We start from the raw sequence: 2,413 nt of genomic DNA, 5'->3' as shown, positions 1-2,413 counted from the left end.
ATGATCTTTCAGGATCCCTTTGCCTCTCTGAACCCGCAGTTGCAGCTGGCCGATCAGGTGGCAGAGCCGATTCACAATTACGGCATCGAGACCGGCAGTGCGGTCTCCGATCACGTCGCGCAGCTCTTTGACCGGGTCGAACTGCCACGCAGCTTCATGCGCCGCTATCCGCACGAACTGTCGGGCGGTCAGCGCCAGCGCATCGCCATCGCCCGCGCCCTGGCCCTGCGGCCCCGCCTGATCGTCGCGGACGAGGCGGTGAGCGCGCTGGACGTCTCGGTGCAGGCGCAGGTCATCAACCTGATGATGGAACTGCAGGCGGACATGGGGCTGGGCTATCTCTTCATCAGCCACGACATGGCCGTGGTCGAGCGTGTCAGCCATTATGTCGGCGTCATGTACCTGGGCCGGATCGTCGAGCTGGGGCCGCGCCGCGCCGTCTTCGAAGACCCGCGTCACCCCTATACACAGGCCCTGATGAAGGCGGTCCCGATCGCCGACCCGCGCCGCCGCAAGACCGAAAAGGACCTCAACTTCAAGCCGATCCCCTCGCCGATCCACCCGGTCGACTACGAGCCCGCGCCCTCGGAATACGAGGAGGTCAGCCCGGGCCACAAGGTGTTGATCACGGACAGCGGGTATTGACGGACATGAAGATGTGATAAGGATGCATCTTCCACACGCTTAAGGTGCATTTCTGATCGTTTCTTGTTGCTTGGGATTGTTCGACCTGCCAGTGTCGATGTCCTCTGGTACAGGTTGAGGAGTAAAAAACGATGAACCGTATCGCTGCCGTCGCAGTTGCCGCCACCATTGCAGCTTCGGGCGCCGTTTCGGCGCAACAGGCCCCCGAGGCGCAGGACCCGTTTGTGAGCACGCAGGCGATGAGCGACGATGACATTTCGCCCCTGATCGTGTTGTTCGGCCTGGGCGCCATCGTCATGGGTGTGGCCGCCGCGTCCGGCACCAACTGACCGCAGGTCTCCCTGCAGGAAAACGCCGGTCCCGTTCTGCGCGGGGCCGGCTTTTTTCGTTTCGATTCCACTCTGTCCGGTCCTGCGAGGGGGCGGATCGCTGACCGCGGCGGGCTGGATTTTGCCCTCGGCAGAAACGCGGCCTCGGTTTCCGGGACGAGGCTGCCTCGATGCTTGCGGATGTCGCCCCGCCGTGACAGGCATGTGCCATCCGACACATCAAGAACGAGGTGAGAATGGCCGAGGTGCTGTCCCCCCGCGCGCTGCTGGACAAGCTGGTGAGCTTTCCCACCGTCAGCCGCGACACCAACCTGCCGCTGATCGACTGGGTGCAGGAGTACCTTGCCTCGCACGGCATCGAGGCCGGGCGCCATGTCAAGCCGGACGAGCCGGAAAAAGCGGCGCTTTTTGCCCATGTGGGGCCCGAGGAAGAGGGCGGCGTGGTGCTTTCGGGCCATACGGACGTGGTGCCGGTCGACGGGCAGGACTGGTCCACCGATCCTTTCACCGTGACCGAGAAGGACGGCCGCCTCTACGGGCGCGGCACCACCGACATGAAGGGGTTCGACGCGCTGGCGATCTGGTCCCTTGTCGAGGCGAAACGGCGCGGTGTCACGCGCCCGCTGCAGATCGCCCTGTCCTACGACGAGGAAATCGGCTGCGCCGGTGCGCCCCCCCTGATCGAGGCCATGTCCGGCCTGCCGCGTGCCCGCGACGTGATCGTCGGTGAACCCACGATGATGAAGGCGGTGACCGGCCACAAGGGAGGGGTCACCTACTGGGTGCACGTCCACGGCTTCGAGGTGCACAGCTCGCTGCTGCACACCGGCGTCAGCGCGATCATGTGGGGCGCCGAGATGATCACATGGGCCAACCAGCTGAACGCCGCGCTGCAGGCGGCGGAGCCGCGGGACATGGCGGGACTTTTCGACCCGCCCTACACCAATGTCCATGTCGGCCAGGTCCGGGGCGGCACGGCGCATAACATCTCGGCCAAGGACTGCGAGTTCTGCTTCGGCTATCGCGTGGTGCCGGGCGAGACGCTGGACCAATGGCGCCGCCTGACCGAGGACAAGGCTGCCGAGCTCACCGCGCAGATGCAGAAGATCCGCCCCGGAACCCGGATCGAGCTGGAAGAAAAATTCAGCCTGCCGCCCTTTGCCCCGGAAACGGACAACACCGCCGAGGCGCTGGTTCGCCAGATCACCGGCGACAACTCGGAGAACTTCGTCAGCTACGGCACCGAGGCGAGCCATTTCCAGGTCGCGGGCTACAAGGCCGTGGTCTGCGGTCCCGGCAGCATCACCGTCGCGCATCAACCGGACGAGTACATCACCCTGGCGCAGTTCCAGGAAGGGCAGCGGTTCATGGAACGCCTGCTGGAGCACCTGGCATGACCGGCGCGCCGGCAGGGGGCGCTGCCCCCTCGGCCTTCGGCC

General features: G+C 65.3%; 3 protein-coding genes. All 3 read left to right on the top strand.

Translation table 11 applies throughout. The annotated features are described in order from the left end of the window. Nucleotides 1-645, top strand: a 645-nt coding sequence (locus PVW46_RS27830; protein WP_274578282.1) for an ATP-binding cassette domain-containing protein, incomplete at its 5' end; no start/stop codon positions are given. 131 nt (nucleotides 646-776) lie between these two features. Then, on the top strand, nucleotides 777-974 hold the full coding sequence (locus tag PVW46_RS27825; protein ID WP_043143302.1) for a hypothetical protein: 198 nt from the start codon (nucleotides 777-779) through the stop codon (nucleotides 972-974). Between the two features lie 236 nt (nucleotides 975-1,210). After that, nucleotides 1,211-2,371 carry an acetylornithine deacetylase gene (gene argE, locus PVW46_RS27820; protein ID WP_069208515.1) on the top strand — a complete coding sequence of 387 codons (1,161 nt, stop codon included), beginning with the start codon at nucleotides 1,211-1,213 and terminating at the stop codon, nucleotides 2,369-2,371. Nucleotides 2,372-2,413 lie beyond the last annotated feature (42 nt).

It is taken from the genome of Mameliella sp. AT18, assembly GCF_028807275.1.
In the GTDB taxonomy this organism is placed as follows: domain Bacteria; phylum Pseudomonadota; class Alphaproteobacteria; order Rhodobacterales; family Rhodobacteraceae; genus Antarctobacter; species Antarctobacter albus.
Note: the sequence above shows the minus strand (reverse complement) of the source record. Positions and strands in the feature narration are given on the sequence as shown.